General features: G+C 63.1%; 1 protein-coding gene. It reads left to right on the forward strand.

Annotated elements, in window-relative coordinates; translation table 11 throughout:
• On the forward strand, nucleotides 1-360 hold a 360-nt coding region (locus AC5ZG1_RS44800; RefSeq protein WP_496136628.1), incomplete at both ends, for a HAMP domain-containing protein.

Here is a 360-nt window from a genome sequence, read left to right on the forward strand (position 1 = left end):
GTTCGAAGATTGTCGATACGATCGGCGAGCGCGTGACGGCCTATGCCGCGGCGCGACAGGAACTCGACGAGATCTGGAAGAAGCTCACCGATTTCGCCGAACTGCAGAAGCAGACGGCCGGCACCGAGCGCACCCAGGCAAACAGCATCTCCGTCATGACCACCGGCCTCGGCATCCTTCTGTCGATCCTCGGCGGCATCGCCCTGGTGCTGACGCTGCAGCGGCCGATCAGTCAGATCACCGGCGCCATGCGCCGCATCGCCGAAGGCGCGCTGGATACCAGCATCTCTGGCGAGCAGCGCTACGACGAAATCGGCGACATGGCCCGGGCACTCGGTATCTTCAAGGAAAATGCCATCT

Source organism: Bradyrhizobium sp. Leo78 (assembly GCF_059512425.1).